The organism is Tateyamaria sp. GN1-10 (genome assembly GCF_055693845.1).
In genome coordinates this window covers 3,065,340-3,086,433 of record NZ_JBVFUR010000004.1, presented here as the reverse complement: position 1 = coordinate 3,086,433, position 21,094 = coordinate 3,065,340, and the positions used below count along the sequence as shown (strand labels likewise).

General features: G+C 61.5%; 24 protein-coding genes, 1 tRNA gene and 1 other RNA gene. 12 read left to right on the top strand and 14 right to left on the bottom strand.

Features of this window, described 5'->3' with window-relative positions; all coding sequences use genetic code 11:
* Nucleotides 1–6 precede the first annotated feature (6 nt).
* The gene (locus tag ACZ1HN_RS17290) at nucleotides 7–1,293 is read right to left on the bottom strand and encodes a homoserine dehydrogenase (protein ID WP_472728384.1); all 1,287 of its coding nucleotides are present in this window, start codon (nucleotides 1,291–1,293) and stop codon (nucleotides 7–9) included.
* Nucleotides 1,294–1,375: 82 nt separating this feature from the next.
* Nucleotides 1,376–1,660, bottom strand: a complete 285-nt coding sequence (locus ACZ1HN_RS17285) for a hypothetical protein (protein ID WP_299201052.1) — start codon at nucleotides 1,658–1,660, stop codon at nucleotides 1,376–1,378.
* A gap of 105 nt (nucleotides 1,661–1,765) precedes the next feature.
* Here ACZ1HN_RS17285 and ACZ1HN_RS17280 point away from each other — a divergent pair, with 105 nt between their 5' ends.
* Complete coding sequence (locus ACZ1HN_RS17280) at nucleotides 1,766–2,350, top strand: TetR/AcrR family transcriptional regulator (RefSeq protein WP_472728383.1); 585 nt, start codon at nucleotides 1,766–1,768, stop codon at nucleotides 2,348–2,350.
* Nucleotides 2,351–2,410: 60 nt separating this feature from the next.
* Here the strand turns inward: ACZ1HN_RS17280 and ACZ1HN_RS17275 are convergent, their stop codons facing one another.
* From ACZ1HN_RS17275 to ACZ1HN_RS17240, 8 genes are all read right to left on the bottom strand, one after another.
* Nucleotides 2,411–3,322 (bottom strand): pirin family protein, encoded by a 912-nt coding sequence (locus ACZ1HN_RS17275; RefSeq protein ID WP_472728382.1) that lies wholly within the window; start codon nucleotides 3,320–3,322, stop codon nucleotides 2,411–2,413.
* A 116-nt stretch (nucleotides 3,323–3,438) separates the two neighbouring features.
* A non-coding RNA gene (gene ssrS / locus ACZ1HN_RS17270) (6S RNA) lies at nucleotides 3,439–3,594 on the bottom strand.
* 342 nt (nucleotides 3,595–3,936) lie between these two features.
* A complete protein-coding gene (locus tag ACZ1HN_RS17265) occupies nucleotides 3,937–4,377 on the bottom strand; it encodes an SRPBCC family protein (RefSeq protein ID WP_472728381.1) in 441 nt (146 codons plus the stop codon).
* Nucleotides 4,377–4,796, bottom strand: a complete 420-nt coding sequence (locus ACZ1HN_RS17260; protein ID WP_472728380.1) for an SRPBCC family protein — start codon at nucleotides 4,794–4,796, stop codon at nucleotides 4,377–4,379. Before ACZ1HN_RS17260 ends, ACZ1HN_RS17265 begins: the two co-directional genes overlap by 1 nt.
* Complete coding sequence (locus ACZ1HN_RS17255; protein ID WP_299201038.1) at nucleotides 4,793–5,113, bottom strand: ArsR/SmtB family transcription factor; 321 nt, start codon at nucleotides 5,111–5,113, stop codon at nucleotides 4,793–4,795. The genes ACZ1HN_RS17260 and ACZ1HN_RS17255 overlap by 4 nt, the downstream gene beginning before the upstream one ends.
* Complete coding sequence (locus tag ACZ1HN_RS17250; RefSeq protein WP_472728379.1) at nucleotides 5,110–5,517, bottom strand: cupin domain-containing protein; 408 nt, start codon at nucleotides 5,515–5,517, stop codon at nucleotides 5,110–5,112. Before ACZ1HN_RS17250 ends, ACZ1HN_RS17255 begins: the two co-directional genes overlap by 4 nt.
* Before the next feature lie 101 nt (nucleotides 5,518–5,618).
* The gene (locus tag ACZ1HN_RS17245; protein ID WP_472728378.1) at nucleotides 5,619–6,374 is read right to left on the bottom strand and encodes a COG3904 family protein; all 756 of its coding nucleotides are present in this window, start codon (nucleotides 6,372–6,374) and stop codon (nucleotides 5,619–5,621) included.
* Entirely contained in the window at nucleotides 6,371–7,645 is a 1,275-nt protein-coding gene (locus ACZ1HN_RS17240; RefSeq protein ID WP_472728377.1) for a hypothetical protein, read from the bottom strand. The genes ACZ1HN_RS17245 and ACZ1HN_RS17240 overlap by 4 nt, the downstream gene beginning before the upstream one ends.
* Nucleotides 7,646–7,752: 107 nt before the next feature.
* Between ACZ1HN_RS17240 and ACZ1HN_RS17235 the strand changes: the two genes are divergently transcribed.
* A complete protein-coding gene (locus ACZ1HN_RS17235; RefSeq protein WP_299742384.1) occupies nucleotides 7,753–8,214 on the top strand; it encodes an MmcB family DNA repair protein in 462 nt (153 codons plus the stop codon).
* Nucleotides 8,215–8,434: 220 nt separating this feature from the next.
* Nucleotides 8,435–9,487: a hypothetical protein gene (locus ACZ1HN_RS17230; protein WP_472728376.1), complete on the top strand. Its 1,053-nt coding sequence runs from the start codon at nucleotides 8,435–8,437 to the stop codon at nucleotides 9,485–9,487.
* A 155-nt stretch (nucleotides 9,488–9,642) separates the two neighbouring features.
* Here ACZ1HN_RS17230 and ACZ1HN_RS17225 read toward each other — a convergent pair whose 3' ends face one another.
* A complete protein-coding gene (locus tag ACZ1HN_RS17225) occupies nucleotides 9,643–9,831 on the bottom strand; it encodes a DUF6324 family protein (RefSeq protein ID WP_299201024.1) in 189 nt (62 codons plus the stop codon).
* 81 nt (nucleotides 9,832–9,912) lie between these two features.
* On the opposite strand from ACZ1HN_RS17225, the gene ACZ1HN_RS17220 reads away from it, so the two are divergent.
* Both ACZ1HN_RS17220 and ACZ1HN_RS17215 read left to right on the top strand, forming a co-directional pair.
* Nucleotides 9,913–10,395: a GNAT family N-acetyltransferase gene (locus ACZ1HN_RS17220; RefSeq protein WP_472728375.1), complete on the top strand. Its 483-nt coding sequence runs from the start codon at nucleotides 9,913–9,915 to the stop codon at nucleotides 10,393–10,395.
* Between the two features lie 43 nt (nucleotides 10,396–10,438).
* A tRNA-His gene (locus tag ACZ1HN_RS17215) sits at nucleotides 10,439–10,515 on the top strand.
* Between the two features lie 170 nt (nucleotides 10,516–10,685).
* On the opposite strand, the gene ACZ1HN_RS17210 is transcribed toward ACZ1HN_RS17215, so the two are convergent.
* Complete coding sequence (locus ACZ1HN_RS17210) at nucleotides 10,686–11,003, bottom strand: DUF6476 family protein (protein ID WP_472728374.1); 318 nt, start codon at nucleotides 11,001–11,003, stop codon at nucleotides 10,686–10,688.
* Here ACZ1HN_RS17210 and ACZ1HN_RS17205 point away from each other — a divergent pair.
* The 4 genes from ACZ1HN_RS17205 to ACZ1HN_RS17190 all read left to right on the top strand — a co-directional run bounded on the left by ACZ1HN_RS17205 (nucleotide 10,975) and on the right by ACZ1HN_RS17190 (nucleotide 15,646).
* A complete protein-coding gene (locus ACZ1HN_RS17205) occupies nucleotides 10,975–12,000 on the top strand; it encodes an RluA family pseudouridine synthase (RefSeq protein WP_299699153.1) in 1,026 nt (341 codons plus the stop codon). The two genes, ACZ1HN_RS17210 and ACZ1HN_RS17205, sit on opposite strands and share 29 nt — an antisense overlap.
* A 210-nt stretch (nucleotides 12,001–12,210) precedes the next feature.
* Nucleotides 12,211–13,107 (top strand): RNA polymerase sigma factor RpoH, encoded by an 897-nt coding sequence (gene rpoH, locus ACZ1HN_RS17200; RefSeq protein ID WP_299201017.1) that lies wholly within the window; start codon nucleotides 12,211–12,213, stop codon nucleotides 13,105–13,107.
* A gap of 149 nt (nucleotides 13,108–13,256) precedes the next feature.
* Nucleotides 13,257–13,574 (top strand): hypothetical protein, encoded by a 318-nt coding sequence (locus ACZ1HN_RS17195; RefSeq protein WP_299742372.1) that lies wholly within the window; start codon nucleotides 13,257–13,259, stop codon nucleotides 13,572–13,574.
* Nucleotides 13,571–15,646: an SUMF1/EgtB/PvdO family nonheme iron enzyme gene (locus ACZ1HN_RS17190; protein WP_472728373.1), complete on the top strand. Its 2,076-nt coding sequence runs from the start codon at nucleotides 13,571–13,573 to the stop codon at nucleotides 15,644–15,646. The genes ACZ1HN_RS17195 and ACZ1HN_RS17190 overlap by 4 nt, the downstream gene beginning before the upstream one ends.
* On the opposite strand, the gene ACZ1HN_RS17185 is transcribed toward ACZ1HN_RS17190, so the two are convergent.
* A complete protein-coding gene (locus ACZ1HN_RS17185; RefSeq protein ID WP_472728372.1) occupies nucleotides 15,647–16,822 on the bottom strand; it encodes a dipeptidase in 1,176 nt (391 codons plus the stop codon).
* A gap of 146 nt (nucleotides 16,823–16,968) precedes the next feature.
* Between ACZ1HN_RS17185 and ACZ1HN_RS17180 the strand changes: the two genes are divergently transcribed.
* The 3 genes from ACZ1HN_RS17180 (at nucleotide 16,969) to ACZ1HN_RS17170 (ending at nucleotide 19,225) form a co-directional block, all read left to right on the top strand.
* The gene (locus ACZ1HN_RS17180; RefSeq protein WP_472728371.1) at nucleotides 16,969–17,970 is read left to right on the top strand and encodes a Gfo/Idh/MocA family protein; all 1,002 of its coding nucleotides are present in this window, start codon (nucleotides 16,969–16,971) and stop codon (nucleotides 17,968–17,970) included.
* A 48-nt stretch (nucleotides 17,971–18,018) separates the two neighbouring features.
* Nucleotides 18,019–18,288: a DksA/TraR family C4-type zinc finger protein gene (locus ACZ1HN_RS17175; protein ID WP_299200983.1), complete on the top strand. Its 270-nt coding sequence runs from the start codon at nucleotides 18,019–18,021 to the stop codon at nucleotides 18,286–18,288.
* 166 nt (nucleotides 18,289–18,454) lie between these two features.
* Nucleotides 18,455–19,225, top strand: coding sequence for an alpha/beta fold hydrolase (locus tag ACZ1HN_RS17170; protein ID WP_472728370.1), 771 nt, complete (start codon nucleotides 18,455–18,457; stop codon nucleotides 19,223–19,225).
* Nucleotides 19,226–19,246: 21 nt separating this feature from the next.
* On the opposite strand, the gene ACZ1HN_RS17165 is transcribed toward ACZ1HN_RS17170, so the two are convergent.
* Entirely contained in the window at nucleotides 19,247–21,067 is a 1,821-nt protein-coding gene (locus tag ACZ1HN_RS17165) for a M3 family oligoendopeptidase (RefSeq protein WP_472728369.1), read from the bottom strand.
* Between the last annotated feature and the right edge of the window lie 27 nt (nucleotides 21,068–21,094).

The window sequence follows — 21,094 nt, the reverse complement described above, 5'->3', positions numbered from 1 at the left end:
GAAGTTTCAGACGGACTCGATGCGTAAGACAACGGGGTCCGAGGCAAGGACGCCGGTGCCCTGCATCGCGTTGATCGCCTCGTTGACGGCTGCGCGTGTGCAGGTGTGGGTTACAATCAGAACAGGGGCGGTTGTGTCGCTGTGGCCGTATTGCCGCATGCGGTCGATGCTGACGCCGGCCTCTCCCAAAACGGTCGCGATTTTTGCGAGCGCACCGGGTTTGTCGACCAACGCCATGCGCAGGTAGTAAGGCGCAGGCAGGACGGATGCTGCGCGCGGCACAGTTTCCAGCGTTCCGGCGGGTTGACCAAAGACGGGCAGAGTGAAGCCACGGGCGATGTCGCAGACATCGCCCATCACTGCGGACGCTGTGGGACCTTCGCCTGCGCCGGGGCCGCGCAGAACGACTTGTTCTACAGCATGCCCCTCGATGGCGACCATGTTGGTGCCGCCCTGCAACTGGCCGAAGGGCGACGTGTCGGGCACGAGGCACGGCATCATGCGCTGTTCCAATCCGCGCCCGGTTTTTTGGGCGACACCCAGCAGCTTGATCTTGAAGCCCATGTCGGCGGCATGTCGGATGTCGTCAATGCTAATGCGTTCAATGCCCTCAAGCTCGATTCCGTCAAAATCCACGCGGGTGCCGAAAGCAATCGACGAAAGGATCGCCAGCTTGTGCGCCGCGTCGATGCCACCGACGTCAAGTTGCGGATCCGCTTCGAGATATCCAAGCCCGTCAGCCTCGGCAAAGACCTCTTCATAGGTCAGGCCGGCACTTTCCATGCGGGTCAGGATGTAGTTGCACGAGCCGTTCATAACCCCAACGACGCGCGTGATCTCATTGCCGGCAAGTCCTTCCGTCAGGGACTTGATCACGGGGATGCCACCTGCAACGGCAGCCTCATAGCGCAGGCTGATACCTTTTGCTTCAGCGGCTTCGGCGAGGGCCTGACCGTGGATGGCGAGCATGGCTTTGTTGGCTGTTACCACATCCTTGCCCGCCGCAATGGCCGCTTCAACGGATGCTTTGGCCGGGCCGTCCGTGCCCCCCATCAATTCGACGTAGATATCCACGTCGTCGCGGGTGGCGAGTGCAACGGGGTCGTCTTCCCATGCATAGCCATTCAATGGCACGCCGCGGTCCTTGTCGCGGGACCTGGCGGAGACAGCGCTGATCTCGATCTTGCGACCTGTGCGCGCTTCCAGCAGCGCGCCGTGCTGGCGAATAATCTTGACCACGCCGATCCCGACGGTGCCCAACCCTGCAATGCCAAGCCGAAGCGGTGCGTTCATGTTGGAGTCCTTTGAGCGATAGGTCATCGCGGGCGATGTAACGGGTTCGTGGGCCGGGTGCAATTGCCCTTGCTTGTAGGGCTTAACCCAAGCGTGCGCGCATCCTGGCTCGCGTGGCGGGGTCGACTATACTGCGTTGTTGCAGTGCGCGTGCACGGGCCCTGAGTGCAGCAACACGTGCCTCAAGGGTTTTCGTGGTCTCAACCGGATCGCTCACAACCGGTGCTGCACCAGCCAGAAGCGGCTCCAGCGGCACAAGAGCAGGGAACTCCGACGCTTCGACTTCGGGGGAGACTGTATTGTCCAACTCGGGAAACTGCGTGCAGGCAGTCAGGGTCAGACAAAGAAGGGCTGTCGTTGCGCGCATAGGCGAGACGCTCCGCAAATCTGGTGTTGCCTATGTGATGCACCAAGCCCTTGCATCGTGCAAGCGCGGCTTGGTTTTGAACATGCGTTCAGATAATTCTTGCCCATGGCTCGCACCACTGGCTCACATTCCGACATCACCGGTCCGCGCGTTCGCGAAGCGGCACTGCGATTGTTCGCGCGGCACGGCTATGCTGCTGTTTCCATGCGCCAAATCGCGGGAGAGGTCGGGGTGCAGGCAGGGGCGCTCTATAATTACACACCAGACAAGCAGAGCCTTTTGTTTGCCTTAATGCGTGATCACATGGTTGAGTTGCTTGATGCGGTGCCGGTCATGGATACGGATGCGCCGGTGGATCAGCTTGAAGCCTTCGTGCGGTTTCACATTGAGTTTCACCACGCACGACCGGACGCCGTATTCATTGCGTATATGGAATTGCGCAATCTGGAGGCGCAGAACTTTGCCGAGATCGAAGGGCTGAGGGGGCGCTACGAGGCTGTTCTGGAACGGATTTTGCAGGATGGTGCGGATGCAGGGGTGTTCGAAGTGGCGGACCCGAAGATCGCGACCCTCGCCGTGATTGCGATGTTGACCGGAGTGACGACGTGGTTCCGGGACGAGGGGCGTTTGAGCCTTGCGGACGTGCAGGACCAGTACTGGGACATGGTGCGCAAAGCCGTGATGGCGTGACGGCGGGTCGGACGCTTTTTGCCGTTGGCAAAGTCGCCCCGCCCACCGTCCCGTTTCATCCTAGTGCGCGGGCTGGATGAACGTGCCGTTGCGCAGGTCGTGCATGGCCTGCTGCAATTCTTCCTGCGTGTTCATTACGATCGGCCCATGCCATGCGACCGGTTCGTTGATCGGTGCACCGGAAATCAGCAGGAAGCGGATGCCGTTCGGGCCTGCCTGTACGGTCACTTCGTCCCCGGTTCCAAAGCGGATCAGAGTGCGGTCGCCGGACAGGTCGCGGATGTTAACCTCTTGTCCTGAAATCTCTTTTTCCAGAAGGACGCCCGCAGGGGTTGATGCATCTGCAAAGGCGCCTGCACCTTCGAACACGTAGGCAAACGCACGCCGATAGGTGTCGATCCGGAACGTTCTTTTAACGCCGGCCGGGACCGAGATATCGAGGTATTGCGGATCGGCGGCGATGCCGTCGACCGGGCCTTTCTTGCCCCAGAATTCCCCTGTGATCACACGCACGCGGGTGCCGTCATCGTCAATGATTTCCGGGATGTCGGACCCGGCAATGTCCTGGTAGCGCGGGGCCGTCATTTTCTGGTCCGAGGGCAGGTTGCCCCAGAGCTGGAAGCCGTGCATTTGACCGCGTGCGTTGCCGTGCGGCATCTCTTGGTGGAGGATGCCAGACCCGGCGGTCATCCATTGTACGGATCCCGCACCCAGCGTGCCGGAATTGCCGAGGGAGTCGCTGTGTTCGACCGTGCCTTCCAGCACGTAAGTGATTGTTTCTATTCCTCTATGTGGGTGCCACGGGAACCCTTTTTCGAAATGCGCGGGGATGTCGTTTCGGAAGTCGTCAAACAGCAGAAACGGGTCCAGTTCTGATGGGTCCTGGAAGCCGAATGCGCGGTGCAGGTGCACGCCTGCGCCTTCGAGTGTGGGCTGGGCCTGACGGGTTTCGAGTGTCGGTCTCAGGGACATGGTTGTCTCCTTTCATCTGTGCGTTGAGGCAAAGATAGGCCCGGACGTGCAGCGCGCAATCCGCGGCCACGAACCGGTGCTGTGCGCAGGTGCAGCGCAAGATGTTGGGGTAAGGTGACGGGACCACCACAACCGTTTGGTTCTCTCATTCCCGAGGACCTGTATATACAGGTGGGCGCCAGGTAACCGGACCACGGCCCGGACAGAGCCAGCTCCCTCGGAATTGCTTAAGGCCACCGGAATGCAACCTGTCACGAGAAGGGTAGAACCCGCCACCGTGCTACATAGGGGGGTGTGGCGTCCGGGACAAGGTGGATGCGGCCGGCGTCTTGGCTGATCGACCCTTCGGGGAGGATTTTTGGAAACAGGGAAGGTGGATCTGCACGTTTGGAACGTGCGCTGCGTTAATCGTGGGTTCGGGCGCCGTTTCGCGGCGGATTTGGGGCCGCGCATTGGGCAAACTGCGATGTTTGGAGGGCAAACTGCGTATTTCGGTCGGGTCAAAACGGAGCTGTTTTACGCCGGTTTTGGCAAAGTGCACATTTTGAGCCCGAAAATGCGCATTTTGTTCCGCGCGCCAGATTTGAGGCGCGCGGACGGGTTAACGCGATACCTTATGCCGCAGGTTGGCTGGTCTCGGGCCGGGCTGTTTCGCCGTTCAGGTGATCGCGCAGGCTGTCTTCGAAAAAGTGTTGCCAGCCGCGTTGGCAGATGTCGAAACAGGCGATCTGCGGCGACAGCCCTTCCTGGGTCAGCGTGACCGAGCTGCCGCCCGGGGCGGGGGCGATCCGCCAGACAAGGCGGGTGCCTTTCCATTCGGCCGGATCGTCCACACCCTCCATGATCATGTGGGCGTCGGTGCAGGTCCATGTGAAGCTTTGCGCCGTGCTGCCGGGATCGATGGCAAAGGTGGCGTGGCTGGTGTTGAAGCGGATGGTGAAGCCGCCCGGTCGGCGGTCCACGCGGGTGGACCACCAGAGTTCAAGATCGTCGGCAATCTGACGCGCGGCCTGTTCGGGTGGCGCGCTGGTGGTGATCGTGGCGGTGTAGTCCATCAATCCTCTCCATGGATGTCGTTGCGCATGCGCATGAGGTGTTCATCCCAGCCGTTGTCGAGCGAGAGGATGAGGCCGAAGGCGGCTTCGCCCTGGGGCAGCCCTTCGTGTGTCAGCGCCAGTTGCGTGCCGCCCGGGACGTCCGAGAGCGTCCATTTCACCGTGCTGACCGCATCGCCCATCGGGCCGACGGTGAACGTGTATTCGAGGTAGTCGGGCGCGTCGGCCTTGATCACCTTGCCCCAGATCAACAGGTTGCCGCTGGTCGTGCCGTACATTTCCAGCTTCTCCCCCTCGGTCATGGGGGTTTTGGGGGCGTGGAACCATTTGGCGAGATGTTGGGGCTGGGTAAGATAGTCCCACACCATCTGCCGCGGTGCTTTGAGGAAGATGGTTTTCTGCAGGGTCGCATCGGTCATTGGAGGTCCTTTTCGATGGCGGTTTTAAGATCGGACAGGCGGTCATCCCAGAAGCGGTCGAAGAATTCGAGCCAGCTGAAGACCGGGGCGAGCCCGGCGGGATTGAGCGTGTTGATGCGTTCGCGGCCGCGTGCTTCGACCGTGATGAGGCCGCCGTCGCTGAGCACGGTGAGGTGTTTTTTGACGGCGGCGCGTGTCATGTCGAAGCGGTCGGAGACCTGGGCGATGGTCATGTCTTGCCCCGAGAGCATGCGCAGGATGTCGCGCCGGGTCGGGTCGGCGAGGGCGCGGAAGGCGTTTTGGGTCGGGTCCGTCATTGCGTCACCGGCAGGAAGTCGAACGCGCCGTCCTGATAGAGCATCGTGATGCAGGGGCTGTCAGAGACGCAGGCCGAGACGTGGGGCATGTTTGCGGGCACTTCGTAATAGCCGCCGGGGCCAACCGTGGTGGCGGCATCTGCGCCGAGGGCCGTGTGCGTCATTTCGCCCTCGATCATCACGCCGTACATGTTGAAGGTTTTGACATGGGGCGGGCTGGTCGTGCCTGCGGGCAGTTTGACCATGGCGAAGTAGGCTTCGGTCCAGCGGTCACCGGAGAGGGCGGCAAAGGCGACGCCTTCGGATGTGGTTTCCCAGTCGAGCGCGCCCGCTGGGGTGAGGGTGATTGCGGGGTCAGCCAGCGCGGGGGTGGCTGCGAGCAGGAGGAGGGCGAGGGGTTTCATCGGGTGTCTCACATATGATGCCATTTGGTATCATATTAATGAGATACCTTTTGGTATCATGTCAAGATGCTTATATCAGTGCGCAGGTTGGGCGCGCTAAGCTATTCAGAAGATTGCGCAAATCCGTATGTTTCCAGCTCGTCCGGCAGCAGGACATATATCTGGTCTGGTGGCGTCGACAGGGCGTGCTGCATGACAAGCGGGTCGATTCCCATCTCGTTGAGGTAGGTCATCACCTCAGCCTGGCCGCGCTGGATGTCTTCGACCGCGAAGGCGGCGGGCAGGAAGGTGTTCTGGCCGAAATAGTGTTGGTGCACGCCAATCGAGGCGTCAGTGTCGATGGTGCGTGTGGTGCCGGCGGCCAGCAGGTAGGGGCAGGCGGAATAACAGAATTCGCCTGCGAGCATTTGGGTGCCGATCCCTTCACGCCGGATCACGCGCCCCAGTGCGAGCGCATCATGGACCGACCCTCCGGGGCTTTGCAGGATCAGCGTTTCGGCGGCGGGGTCAGCCTGCGCGATAAGGTCCGCGAGCCGGTCGGCGTCGCCTGCGCTGATCTCGCCCTCGAGCCGGTAGGTGGTGTCGCTGGACTGTGTCAGCACCAGTCGGTTGGGCAATTCGCCGGGATCGCGGGCGGGTTGGGTGACGGGGCGGTCGCGGTCGGGGCGGAAGGTGCGCCGTTGGTCGCCGGGGCGCACGGGTTCGGTGAGCCGGGGTGCGTCGGGGCCGAAGGAGGGCAGGCGCAGCCCCTGCATGTCGCCAACAATGAGCAATGCGCCGATCCCCAGTTGGAAGATCAGCACCCCCATGAGCGTGCGGGCAATGGGGTTGCGTTGTTTTTGCGTGGCTTCTGTCATTCGGCGACCCGTTTCGGCACCTCGGGTGTGTCGATCTTGTGCGGCGCGGTCATCGTGGTTTCGACGTCGCGCAGGGCCACCATGGCTGCGCGCAGTTCGGCCAGTGTCAACGTGTCCTCGACCGCCGCCCCTTCGCGTCCGCCGCGGATGGCGGATTGGGTGATGGCCAGGATGAACACCAGGACGGCGGGCAACAGGTCGATGGCGATGGCCCCTGCCCAGGAGGGCACGAAATTGCGGGCGTAGAGGATGACCGCGTCGGCGGAGGAGATCGGCGTGTAGGTCACATCGGTGGCTGGTTCCAGCGCCTGTACCGTCTGGGCGGCTCGTTCGAGCGTGGTGGCGCGTTGGGCCAGCACTTCGAGCACCGAGGTGATGGTCGCTGCCTGATCGGTGCGCCCCTGTTCGGTTGTGCTGTCAAGCTCGGGCAGGACAACCGAGGCGGCAAGGTCCTGGGCTGCGCGTTCGACAAGCGGGGCCACCGAGAGCTGGCGGATCTGCGTGATCAGGCCCGCGAGCCGCACCGCCTGTTCCGAGAATTCGACGCTGCGCGCCTCGACCGGGCCGGGTTCGACGGTGAGCGCGCGCATGCGGGAGAGGATCACGTTGCCCTCGGCAAAGGCGCTTTCGACAAGCGGGGTTTGCGCGCTGATTTGCCCTTCGAGCCCGGAGAGTTCGGCGGCTTTCTGGCGCAAAACACGGAACACGGCGCCGCGGCCTGCGAGGCCCGAGAGTGCGCCGGCGGCTTCCTGTTCGGAGAGATCCTCGAATGACTGGCGGACGCGGGCCACGTCGCGTTCGAGGGATTGGCCTGTCAGCGCGACTTCGTGCGCGCGTTCGAGGCTGTTCTGGTAGTCCTGCACGGTTTTGGCGAGGTGCTGTTCGACGGCAGCCGATCCGGCGAGGGCTGCGGCGTTGAGCCAGGATGACATGGCCACGATGGCAAGTGATCCGACGCCCATGGCCACGATCAGCCCGATGCGGGCGCGGGCCGAGCGGACGGCGGGAAACAGGCGCATCATGTAGGACCAGAAGACGAAGATGCCGACCGACACGGCGACTGAGTAGGCGATGGCAGCAAAGACCGACATGGCGCCGTTTTCGTCCAGAAGGGACGAGACCCCCAGATAGGTGTAGATGCCCGACGCGACGGCCAGCACGCCAAGTGCCGTGCCCGAGAATGTGTCGAGCCAACCGAGGTGCCCCTCAAGCTCGCGGGCGTAGCGGACCCCGCGGGCCTGCCCCTGGGTCAGGCGTGTCTCATCACTCATGAACGGTCCCTTCGTGCTGTCGGCTAAAGGTAGGCGCAGGACAGCGGAGCGCCAAGGGGAAAGCCCGCTCTTGTGTTTGTTCAGGTTTTGTTCATATTCTTGATGCTATGCAAACCACACTTGATCCCGCCACGATGATGCCTGGCCAGTTGCTGGCCCGGGGCGTGTCGCGCCATCTGGCCAGCCTTGGTCTTGCGGCGGTCGAGGAGTTGGTGCCCGCCCGTGGTTTGCGGGTCGATGTTATGGCGTTGGGGACGAAGGGCGAGATCTGGGTGATCGAGTGCAAGTCCAGCCGCGCAGATTTCATGTCCGACCACAAGTGGGAAGGGTATCTGGAGTGGTGCGACCGTTTCTTTTGGGCCGTGGACGGGGATTTTCCTGTTGATCTGCTGCCGGAGGGGACCGGGTTGATGATTGCGGATGCCTATGATGCCGAGATCATTCGTATGGCCCCCGAGGACAAGCTGGCACCGGCGCGGCGCAAGGTGATGGTCCAGAAGTTCGCCACACACGCCGCGCGGCGGTTGCAGAGCTTGCGTGATCCGGGGGCTGGGCTGGGGTGGTCCTGACCGGGTATTGTTACCGTGGCCACCTGTAGAGTTGCAGGTTTGCGCGGCGATTTTTTTCGCATGTTGACGGTCGCTGAGCAGCCCTTGTCTGGCTGTTGCGAAATTTTGGGTGGCTGATCAATCGGCGCATATGTAAATATGCACGTGCCGGTCCTCTGCTTGAGCGGCCAAACGACTTCGCCACATCCTGTCTGACCCCGCTCTGCCAAGGGCCTATGTGATGAACGTGATCCATGTCCCCAAAGCGATGTACCTGGCTGCTTTTCCGCAGATGGCGGTGTCACTTGCCAGATGCGTTTTGCCCACTGTTTTGATTGCAGTTGTGGCCCTGTTTGGGATGGGTGACATGAGCAGTCGGGCGGATACGGCCGAGACCCGTAGGCTTATGCATCAGTTGCAAAAAACACGGTTGGACAACCTGATCCGGCACCAACCGGAACTGGCGGCGCTTTTGTCAGGTGTCGGATCGGGTGCCATGAACGCCGATGTGACAGACGATCGCGGCGTGTTGCATTTTTCCAGTGGTGTGGATGCGCCGCTTTGGGCGCGGGCGAGCGGGCGGTGGGACGACAACGGTAAACGGAAGGTCAAATACGGATTTGGTGCGATGGGTCTGCATACCTATGTCACGCCGACGCTTGTTGTTGGCGGCATGATCGAGGCGGATTACCTGTCGCAGGCGGGTGCCCAGTCCGACAGGGCGGGCGGGGGCGTGATGGCCGGGTCCTATTTCCTGGCGCGCCACGCCAATCAGCCTTTGTTTGTCGAAGGGCGTCTTTTGCGGGGGCGGGCCTCTCATAGCATCCGCGGTTCCGGTGATGGCGCGCTGTGGCCGGACACGCGGCGCGGTCTGGCGCAACTGAAACTGACGGGTCAGCTGCGCTACGGCGTTACGACCCTGACCCCGAGTTTTCTGGCGTCATACGCCACGGATGATGTGTTGCCGCGCGGGAGCGATCCGCTTGGGGTGCAAGGCATTCAACAGCGCCAGATGCAGTTGGGATTGGAGTTTCGCCACACGCTGCGTGAGGTGAACGGCGCCCCCATCATCCTGACAGGGGGCGGCGCATTCTCGCGGACATCGACCCGCCGCTTTGGGCACGATGCGTTGGCGTTGCCAGGCCAGCGCAGTGGTAGCGGTCGCGTGAGCTTGGGCATCAGATTTTCGACCCAGGCGGGCGGCTCGATTGCGATCGACAGCTTTTGGGGAGGTTTAGGGACGTATGCCCCGGAGAACTACGGCCTGAAGGCTGGCTACGACATTCGCTTCTGATCGATTGTCTGCGGTCGTCTGTGATCAGCGATTCTCGAAGGGTTTTGACGCGCTGAACGTCACCGTTGGATGAAAAGACTGGCACCCTGCGCCCACATGATGGCATCAAACGGCGCCGCGAAGGACGGAGCACAACAAGCGCACCGTACGCGGCGTTAGCGTTTCATGGCCCCGGCAGCTTTGGCGGCCGCCTTGATCTCATCCGCGATTTCATCGGCCTCTTCGGGGTCGAAATCCATTGGAATTTCAACGCCTTTCGCCTCTACATAGATGCGCACCATGCCCGCGTCGGTCGGGCCGATCTGCAGGTTGGCTTCGATGTCGCTTTCTTTGTTGATGCCCATGGTCATCTCCGGCGGAAGTTGAAGCCGGGTGCTAGCCCGATCGGGATTGAAAGGCAAGAAGGCGTCAGCCATGGTTGCGCCATGACAGATGTGACCCTTCGCCCGTTTTGCCCCGAGGATACCGATTGGCTGGTTGATCAGCACGGCGGTCTCTATGCGCGCGAAGCTGGGTTCGATGACAGCTTTGGTCCGCTTGTTCGGTCCATCCTTGAGGCGTTCAATGCCGAGCATGATGCATCCTGCGAGCGTGGGTGGATCGCCGAGGCGGATGGGCAGCCTTTGGGGTCGATCTTTTGTGTGCGCCACGATGAAACGACGGCCAAGCTGCGACTATTTCTGCTTGTGCCTGAGGCACGGGGCAGGGGTGCAGGGCGGATGCTGCTGGATCAATGCATGTCGTTTGCGCGCGACACCGGATATGCCGGGATGACCCTGTGGACCCATGAAAGCCACGAGGCGGCGTGTGCCCTTTATGCCCGTACGGGGTGGGATATGGTGGCATCGAAACCTGTCCATTCCTTTGGACAGGATTTGGTGGAACAGACGTGGGTTTATCGCTTTTGATGGTCTTGCAATCGGTCGGCGGCATAGGTATTTGACGCGCAGTGCCGCCGTAGCTCAGTTGGTTAGAGCGCCTGATTGTGGATCAGGAGGTCCCCCGTTCGAGCCGGGGCGGTGGTACCATCCGCACTTTCGAACGAAGTAAGAAAGTGACGGTGAGGTGAGAGTGTTTTCGAAGAAAACGCGCGGCCTCACACCCCTGAACATCTAGGCGCTGCCATTCGCAATCCAATTGAGCGCCTTGCGGCGTGTTCCATGGTTTGCCTTGGCTTCCATTTCACCAAGACAAAACCTCAGTCCAGGGTGATGGTCTGGCGCAGGGTGCCGGTGACCTGATCGTAGATCAAGACTTCATCGTTTTCCGTTACGATCCCGAACCAATCCGATCCAACGGTAAAAGCCGTGGCCGTCGTGCCGTCAGGTAGCGTGACCTGATCGGGCAGGGGGAGCGGCGCGGGGTCGGCATTCAGCCGGATGACAAGCAGGGCGACCACCGTTACAACGCCCCCGATCATGATGATCGTCAACACCGTCACCAGCCGCCGCAGAAAGGTCAGGTTGGCCGGCATTTCTGGGGTGTCCATGTCGTCCACGTCCGTCTCCTTTGTCATTGCGGCTGATCCGCCCGCGCGTCTTGATAAGGCCATCGCCCGCGACGTGCCAGAGGGCGCGGCCCTGTCCCGCACGCGTTTGGCGCGGCTGTTGGCGGATGGGGCTGTAACCGTGGATGGGACAGTTGCGTCGGACCCCAAGGCCAAGGTGGTCGAGGGGGCCGTGGTCGAGGTGACCGTGGAAGCCGCTGAGGAGAGCCATATCGGGGCCGAGGATATCCCGCTGGATGTGGTGTTCGAGGATGATGACCTGATCGTCGTCAACAAGCCTGCGGGGATGGTCGTGCATCCGGCGCCGGGATCGCCCTCGGGGACTTTGGTCAATGCGCTCATGCACCATTGCGGCGATGATCTGTCTGGTGTCGGTGGCATGAAACGTCCGGGCATCGTGCACCGGATCGACAAGGACACGAGCGGGCTGTTGGTGGTGGCGAAGTCCGATGCGGCCCATCACGGGCTGGCTGCGCAATTCGCCAAGCATACGGTCGAGCGCTATTACCGCGCGCTTGTCTATGGGGTCCCTGATGGGAACGATCCGCGCCTGCGCGGTGTGAAAGGGGCGTCCTTTGAACCCGGCAACGTGTTGAAGCTGACCACGCAGCTTGCGCGCCACAAGACCGACCGGCAGCGGCAGGCCGTGTTGTTCCAGGGCGGGCGTCACGCTGTCACGCGGGCACGGTTGGTCGAGCGTTATGGCACGCCGCCCGTGTTGAGCCAGGTGGAGTGCTGGCTTGAGACGGGGCGCACGCACCAGATCCGCGTGCACATGGCCCATGCTGGCCACGGGCTGATTGGCGATCCAACCTATGGCGGCAAGCGCAAACTGGCCCGTGGGGCGCTGTCCGAAGCCGCTGCTGCGGCCGTTTCCGGTTTTGCGCGGCAGGCGTTGCATGCTGCTGTTTTGGGATTCGAGCATCCCGTGAGCGGTCAGATGTTACGGTTCGAAGCCCCGTTGCCGCGGGATTTTGCCGATTTGCTGGCCGTTTTGGAGGCTTGAGCGCCCAAAAACCGCTCGGTCAGACGGTCTTTACATAACCCTGTAATGAACAGCACATGCGCGTGACTGCACGGTTTGAGCCCTGCAAAACCGCCGTTCTGCATGCGATATTGGGAGCGCGACGACACCCGCCTCTTGTATGCGGTCGGTCGCCGTCCCATATGGAATGTTAAGCCCCTAAACATGAAACGGGGATACTGGAGGGACATTATGGCTAATTATGCAAATCTTCCCGCACCCACGCCGGAAGGCGGACTGAACCGCTATATGCAGGAAATCCGCAAATTTCCCCTGCTGGAGCCGGAAGAGGAATACATGCTGGCAAAAGCCTGGGTCGAAAAAGAAGACACAGGTGCCGCCCACAGGATGGTGACAAGTCACCTGCGGCTCGCGGCCAAGATCGCCATGGGCTATCGCGGCTATGGATTGCCGCAGGCCGAAGTGATTTCAGAGGCCAATGTGGGCCTGATGCAGGCCGTCAAACGCTTTGACCCGGAAAAGGGTTTCCGCCTCGCCACTTATGCGATGTGGTGGATCCGTGCGTCGATCCAGGAATATATCCTGCGGTCGTGGTCGCTGGTGAAGCTGGGCACGACATCCGCCCAGAAAAAGCTGTTCTTCAACCTGCGCAAGGCCAAGGCCAAGATTGGCGCATTGGAAGAGGGCGATCTGAGGCCTGAAAACGTCAAGCGTATTGCGACGGATCTGGGCGTCACCGAGGCCGAGGTCATTTCCATGAACCGGCGCCTGTCGGGCGGCGACGCGTCGCTGAACGCGACCGTCGGGTCCGAAGGCGAAGGCACCATGCAGTGGCAGGACTGGCTGGAAGACGAAACGGCGGATCAGGCAGGCGATTACGAGGCGCGCGATGAGTTGGAAGTGCGCCGCGAGATGCTGGCCGAGGCGCTGGACGTGCTGAATGAGCGCGAAAAGGACATCCTGACCCAGCGCCGTCTGGCAGATGCGCCTGTGACGCTTGAGGATCTGTCGGGTGAGTATGGCGTGAGCCGTGAACGTATTCGCCAGATCGAGGTGCGCGCCTTTGAAAAGCTGCAAAAGAAGATGCGCGAGATCGCCAAGGCCAAGGGGCTTATGACCCCGGCCTGATCCTGCGCAAACACATGATTGAGACACCCCGCCGGGTTCGGCGGGGTGTTTTCGTTTCGGCCCCTTTTCTTGCCGCGCTTTGAGAACAGAGCAACTTGAAGTAGGCTTTGCCTATTGTTTGAGTTCATTCATCAAAGGGCGGGGTCGCCATGCTTATCTTGAAACGATGGAGCGTCATTACGATCATGGGCCTGATCGGGCTGGCGTTGTTGGGGTATCTGATCGGGTCGGATGCAGGAGAGGCCATTCTGCTATCAGAGACGCCGGATGGTGTCGTGCCGCAAGGTCCCGACACTGGCGGAGACATTGCCGCTGCCGTCACGGCTGTTGCAGGCGCTGTCACAACGCTGGGTGCCGCCGTCTTTGGCCTGTTGGGCAAGTGGACCGATTATCGCAAAGCGCAGCTTGAGGTTGCGGCCAAGGAGCTGGAGCTGGAGCAGAAGCGCCAGGCAGCCAAGGCCGAATGATCTGGCGGCTGGCGGTTGGTCTGGCCCTGTTGGCCGCACCGCTTTGGGCGGAAACGGATGGTCTGGACGAGGCCACGATACGCCCGGACGACCGGTCCGTCACCGAGCGGTTGCTGGTGCGCGCCGGGTTCGGTGAGCTGCAGAAAAGCTATGCCCTGATTGTTGGTGTCAGCGATTTTGATGAATTCACCGACCTGCCAACCGCCAAGGACCCGTTGCGCATGCGGGACTACCTTGTCGACGAGGCGGGCTTTGACCACGTGCATATCCTGACCGGCGACAAGGTTACCAAGGACCGGTTAGAAGAGTTGATGCTGGATGATTTCCGCCAGCTTGTCGGGCCGAATGACCGGTTCCTGTTCTATTGGTCCGGACATGGAGAGACATTGGGTCAGGGGCCGGGTGCTCGCGGCTTTCTGCCCTTGAAAACCAGCCGCAAGGGCCGGTTTTCGACCATGGTGTCGATGGATGATATCGCCGATTGGGACAGCTACATCATCGCGCATCAGGTGCTGTACCTGATGGACAGCTGCTTTTCCGGTTTGGTGGGGTCGGCCCCGCAGTCCGATCTGGCGGATATCACCCGCGCCCAGTTGGGCGGACCCGCGCGCCACGTGATCACGGCCGGGCGTGCAGATGAGCAGACCATCGCGGTAGACCAGTTGGGCGGCTCTGTCTTTACCCATGCCCTTCTCAACGGGTTGCGCGGGGCGGCGGATGCGACAAACGCGCTGGGCAAGGATAATCTGGTCTCGGTCGGTGAGTTGAAATCCTATCTGGGTCAGGAGGTGACGCGTCTGCGCACGCGCTTTGGCTGGCAGCGGTCTATCACGCCGCAGATCCGGGATTTGACCGGATCAGATGGGGCATTCTTCTTTCCCGTTCCTGCCGCGTTCGCCCCCGAGGACGATCCCGAGCGTGATCCGCCCGTGTCGGACGGCGTTGCCGAGATGCAGCAGGCGCTGATTGATCTTGGCTATGACACTGGCGGCGTCACAGGTGTTTTGAACCTGAGGACGCAGGTGGCCTTGGTTCTGTTCCAGCGTGACCAGGGGCTGGAGGAGAGCGGGCAGGCCGATGACGTCACGCGCCGCGCGATCATTGCCGCCCTTGCCGGGTTGGCGCAGCCGCAGGGTGATGGGGATGTGTCCGGGCAGGACAGCCTGCCCGAGACAGTGATGGCGATCGAGCGTACGGAGCGGGCTGCAATAGAGCCCGCGACACCGGCGCCCCTTCCGCCGCAGGACATACGTGTCCGACCCTGTGAGACGTGCCCGGAGTTGATCCGCGTGCCGGGCGGAACGATGGCTTATGGCCCGCGTCCTGTCGATGATCCGATCCCGTCGATCACTGAGGAGGTTGCGCCGTTCTTTATCTCGGCCACCGAGGTCACCATTGGCCAGTTCCGGGCCTATGCGGAGGACACGGGCGTTGCCTTTGTCGATGGCAAGACGTCCGAGGGGCCCAGTTGCTTTGACTGGCAGGAAGGCGACAAGCTGCGCAAGACTGCACAGGCCTTTAACCAGGGAAGTGACCTGAGCAGCGATCATCCCGTGTCCTGCGTCAGTCGCAGGGATGCGATGGGGTATGTTGATTGGTTGAACGAGCAGACCGACGGGCCGCGCTACCGCCTGCCGACCGAGGCTGAGTTCGAGCTGTTGCTGGAACGCCAGTTGAAGCATCGGATCGCGGAGGAAGGGTTCAACCGTGACCTCAACAACGATGCAGATGTGGTCTGTGCGCTGGGCAATTTCGGCGATGCGACGTCGCAATTCAGCTGGCGCAACCAGTCCTGCAATGACGGCAATCCGGGCGTGGCGCTGGTCGCGTCCTACCCGGCTGATGCCAATGGCCTGCACGATTTGGCGGGCAATCTGTGGGAATGGGTGGCCGATTGCTGGCGGGGCAACCTGTCCCTGCCGCGCGCACTGGAGGGGTGCGAGAGCGGGACGCTCAAAGGTGGGTCGTTTGATGACCCGATCAAGAATGCCGCACCGGAGACACGGCAACCCGTGCCCGTGAACCGGCGCCAGACCAATATCGGGTTCCGCGTGGCGCGCGATCTGGAGTGATCAGTTCAAGCGTGCCCGCAGCACCCGCACCATGTTGCCGCCCATGACCTTGCCGATGGTTTCGGTGTCGAGACCCGCCTCGAGCAGCGCATGGGTCAGGCTGGACAGTTTGGACGTGTCGAAGGCGGTCTTGACCGAGCCGTCGAAATCCGACCCGAGCGAGACGTGATCGGCGCCAACGGTGTCCACTGCCTTGACGATCATGGCGGCGATGGCCTCGGGCGTGGCGTTGCGGCACAGGATGTCGCCCCAATAACCCAAACCGATCACCCCGCCGCTGGCGGCGACGGCCTTCATGATGTCATCCTCGAAATTGCGGGTGACGGGGCAGAAGCCGTGTAGGCCGGTGTGGCTGACGATGACGGGCATGTCGGTGAGGGCCAGCACATCTTGCGCCACCGCCGGGCTTGCATGGGCGAGGTCCAGTACCATGCCGCGCGCTTCGATTTCGGCCACGACGGCGCGCCCGAACTCTGTCAGGCCCATGTCGCGTGTGCCGTGCAGGGAGCCGCCCAGCTCATTGTCAAAGAAGTGTTGCAGCCCGATGATGCGGTGCCCGGCCTCTTCCAACCGGTCGAGATTGGCCATGTCCCCTTCGAGCGCGTGCGCCCCTTCGATGCCCAGCAAACCACCCACGGCGTGGCTGCCCGCAGCACGGGCGGCGAGATGCGCGTCCAGCTCGTCCCGCGCGGTGATGACCGTCAGCCGGTCGGGCATCTTGGCGGCGACCTTGTGCAGACGCTCGGCCTGATAGATTGCGCGTTCGGCTAGCGACCCCCATGTGCGGGGCGGCCAGAGCTGGCCGATGGCAAGGGGCGTGATGTTGTCGAAGGCGTCGGCGGAGTTCGCCTCGTAATTCTGTCCTGCAGGGGATTTCGTGACGGCGGCAAAGACCTGGAGCGCCACGCCGCCTTCGATCAGGCGGGGCACATCGACATGGCCACGATCGGCCCGTTTTTCGATGCTGCGTTTCCAGAGCAGGCTGTCGGCGTGCCAATCGCCTACGATCAGGCTGTCATGCAGTGATTGTGCGGCGTCCGACACGGGGTAGGGATCGTGCTCGACAACTGCATTGCGGCTGCGTTCGACATGTCCCGGCGCGATGGCCAGAAAGGCCGTAACGCCTGCAACCAGCAGAACCAGAAGCCCGATCAGGCCCCGTTTGATCCAACGCATGACGTATCCTCCCTTGGCTGGATGGTATCATAGGACCGTGCATGTGGCGCGTGCCAGACTGACGGTGCGGCAGGCATCGCCTTGTGCCGGGATCATGGCGCGATATGGTAGCGCAAACGGTGTTGGATGCAGAGAGGGAGATGGCCATGAAAGATCCGATCAGGTGGGGTATTCTGGGGGCCAGCAACTTTGCTCTCAATGACATGGCCCCGGCCATTCACGCGGCCCAGGGGGCCGCATTGACGGCCCTGGCTACTTCATCACCTGCGAAGGCCGAGGGCTTTTCCGCCTTTTGTCCGGGCCTGCGGATCCATGACAGTTATGATGCATTGCTGGCCGATCCTGCAATTGACGCAGTGTACATCCCGCTGCCCAACCACTTGCATGTGGAATGGTCATTGAAAGCGCTGGAGGCTGGGAAACACGTCCTGTGTGAAAAGCCGATGGCGATGGCCGCCGCTGAGTATGAGGCGCTGATCGCTGCGCGCGAGGCGTCGGGCTGTTTTGCGACCGAGGCCTACATGATCGTGCATCACCCGCAGTGGCAGCGCGCACGTGCCTTGTACGAAGAGGGGGCCATTGGGCGGCTGATCCATGTTGAGGGCCTGTTCGGCTATGACAATTCCAGCGAACCCGGCAATGTGCGCAACCGGCCCGAGACGGGTGGCGGCGGTATTCCGGACATCGGGGTTTACACCTATGGCTGCACCCGTTGGCTGACCGGCCAGGACCCGGACGAGATCACCCATGCCGATGTGGATTTCGAGAATGGCGTGGATGTGCTGGCCCGCGTGTCGGCCCGGTTCCCTGGCTTTTCTGCCCATTGGGTCAACTCGATGCGCATGCATCCCGTTCAGGAGATGACCTTTGTCGGCTCTGACGGTGTGATCAAGCTGACCGCGCCGTTCAACCCGGCGCGCTTTGCCACGGCGCGGCTTGAGTTACAGCGCAACGTACATGGCGGTGCGGGCGGTGCAACGGTGACCGAAGAACGGTTTCCCGGTGTGGACCACTATGTGCTGCAGGTCGAGGCGTTTTCGGCGCATGTTCGTGATGGTGCACCATACCCTTGGCACCTTGAAGATGCGCGTGGCACGCAGAAGGTCATTGACGCGGTGTTTTCCAAAGCCAAAACTACCAGTGGTTGATCGGCCCTCTTTTGGGGATTCTTTTGGGTCGTAATATGGAGCGGGATCATGGCAGGGGGATGGGCCAAGGACGGCGCTGTGTCTGAACAGATCGAGGCCTCGATCTCGGACGAGCTTGCGCGGATGCAGGCCCGCAAAACCCCCGTTGGCGAAAGTCTGACCCATTGCGCCGAATGCGATGAACCAATCCCGGAAGCACGACGCATTGCCGTGCCCGGAGTCAAATTATGCGTAGAGTGTGTTGCTGAGCGGGATGCCATTCGTGTCCAGCGTGGCGGCATCAATCGGCGTGGGTCGAAGGACAGCCAATTAAAGTAAAACTTGTCTAATGCCATTGAGAAAAGAGGATTTTTAGTGCCGCGCGGCAGGCGGCAATCTGAAGTTTCAAACGATTAGAGAGTATGGTTCGCGTGTATATTCAACTCGATACTGCCCGAATTTTTTTGATACTGTTGGCGCCCAGCTGGAGCTTAGCCCCGACATAATGCAAGAGCGGCGGACGCTGCTGGTACTCCATGGGGGGCCAGGTTTCGACCACTCGACCTTGCGCCCTTATTTTGACCGTTTTGCCGATGATTTTCAGGTGATCTATCTGGATCATCGTGGCAGCGGGCGATCAACCGGTGATCCCGAGACATGGACGCTTGACCAATGGGCCGATGACATAGCCGCATTTTGTGATTTGGTGGGCATCAAGCGGCCGGTGGTCTTTGGACAGTCTTTTGGTGGCATGGTCGCGATGCACTATGGTGCGCGGCATACCGATGGGCCCTCCAAGCTCATATTATCCTCCACCTGTGCGCAATTCCGTCTGGACGAGACCATGAATATGATGCGCAGACTGGGTGGCGATGCGGCCGCGGAGATGGCGAACGAGTTCTTTTCCAACCCGTCGCAGGAGCGTTTTGATCGCTATGCCCAGATATGCCTGCCGCTGTACAGCCAGACGGAAAACCCCGATGCTGCAGGCTTTCGCAAGCGGGCGATCCAGCGGCCCGAGGTTGCGGTCCATTTTTTTGGTCACGAAATGAAGGACATGGACATGCGCGGCGAGGTTTCCGGCATCACATGCCCGACCCTCGTCCTTGGCGGTGCGCTTGATCCCGTCACGCCGCCGGTCTGTTCGGAGGAGATTGCGCGGGCCGTGGGTGGCAATGCGACGCTTGAGATGTTCGAGGGGTGCGGACACGGGGTGCACCGCGATGAACCGGATAAGGCCGAGCGCGTGATGAGGGCGTTTCTGGTGGGCGGCTGAGGGCCGCCCGCCGGGACCCTGTCAGTCTTCCATCGCTTCAAGTTCGTCGATGAAGCCAGAGATCATGCTGAGCCCCTTGTCCCAGAATTTCGGGTCCGAGGCGTCGAGGCCGAAGGGGGCCAGCAGTTCCTTGTGGTGTTTGGAGCCGCCTGCTTTCAGCATGTCGAAATACTTGTCTTCAAACCCTTCGGTGCCTTCCGCGTAGACCGAGTAGAGCGCGTTCACCAAGCCGTCGCCGAAGGCGTAGGCGTAGACGTAGAAGGGTGAGTGGACGAAGTGGGGGATGTAGGCCCAGAAGGTCTCGTACCCGTCCATGAATTCGAATGCCGGGCCGAGACTTTCGCCCTGTACGCTCATCCAGATGGCGTTGATGTCTTCAGGCGTGAGTTCCCCGCCGCGCCGCGCTTCGTGCAGTTTGCATTCGAAGTCGTAGAAGGCGATCTGGCGCACGACCGTGTTGATCATGTCCTCGACCTTGCCGGCCAGCATGACCTTGCGCTGGGCGTCGTCCTTTGCCCCGTCGAGCATTTTGCGGAAGGTCAGCATTTCGCCAAAGACGGAGGCGGTTTCGGCCAGCGTCAGGGGCGTTGAGGACAGCATTTCGCCCTGACCGGCGGCCAGTACCTGGTGGACGCCGTGGCCCAGTTCGTGCGCCAAGGTCATCACATCGCGCGGTTTGCCCAGGTAGTTGAGCATCACGTAGGGGTGCACGTCCGTCACCGTGGGGTGGGCGAAGGCTCCAGGGGCTTTGCCCGGCTTTACGCCTGCATCAATCCAGCCCTTCTTGAAGAACGGGTTTGCCAGCTCACCCATGCGCGGATCGAAGGCGTTATAGGCGTCCATCACCGTCTTTTCCGCTTCGTCCCAATTGACGATGCGGGGGTCTTCCATGGGCAGGGGCGCGTTGCGGTCCCAGACCTGCATTTTCTCGAGGCCGAGCCATTTGCGTTTCAGTTCGTAGTAGCGGTGGCTGAGTTTGGGATAGGCCGCGACGACGGCGTTGCGCAGCGCCTCGACCACTTCGGGTTCGACCTGGTTCGACAAATGCCGCCCGGTCTGGGCGGTGGGCATGCCGCGCCAGCGGTCGAGGATTTCCTTTTCCTTGGCCTGCGTGTTGTGCACGCGGGCGAAGGTCTTGATGTTGCCCGAGAACACTTCGGCCAGTTCGCGCGCCGCCGTTTCCCGTTTTTTGCGGTCGGGGTCGGTGAGGAAATTCAGCGTGCCTTCGATATTCAGCGCCTCGCCGTCGATGTCGAAGGTCAGGCCCGCGATGGTTTCGTCAAAGAGCCGTTCCCATGCATCGCCCACGACACCGAGGTCGTGCAGGAATTTCTCCAACTCGTCGGACAGTTGGTAGGGTTTCATCGCTCGGATCTTCTCGAAGACCGGTTTGTAGCGAGCGAGGTCGGTGTTCTTGTCCAAGAGGCCGCTCAAGTGGTCATCTTCCAGCCGGTTGAGTTCCAGTGTGAAGAACACAAGCGGGGTGGTGAAGTTGGTGATCTTCTCCTGCATGTCCGACATGAATTTGGCCCGGTCTGCGTCGGTGGTCAGTTGGTAATAGCGCAGGCCCGCATAGGACATGATGCGACCGGCAACCTGATTGATCCGCTCTTGGCGCTGGATGCAGTCCAACAGTCCTTTGGCGTCCAACTGGTCGAGCTTATTTTCGTAGTCGGCGGCAAAGCTCTTGCACGCGTCCTCCAGCCAGTCGAGGTCGCGTTTGAGTTCGGCGGCATTTTCGCCCGTGTAAAGGTCATCGAGGTTCCATTCGGGCAGGTTGCCCAAGGGCTGATCCCCGGCAGAGGCGTTTGCGTCGCGAACGGGGAAGGGGAGTTGGAACATGTGTCGGCACCTTTGGTTACGTGTTGC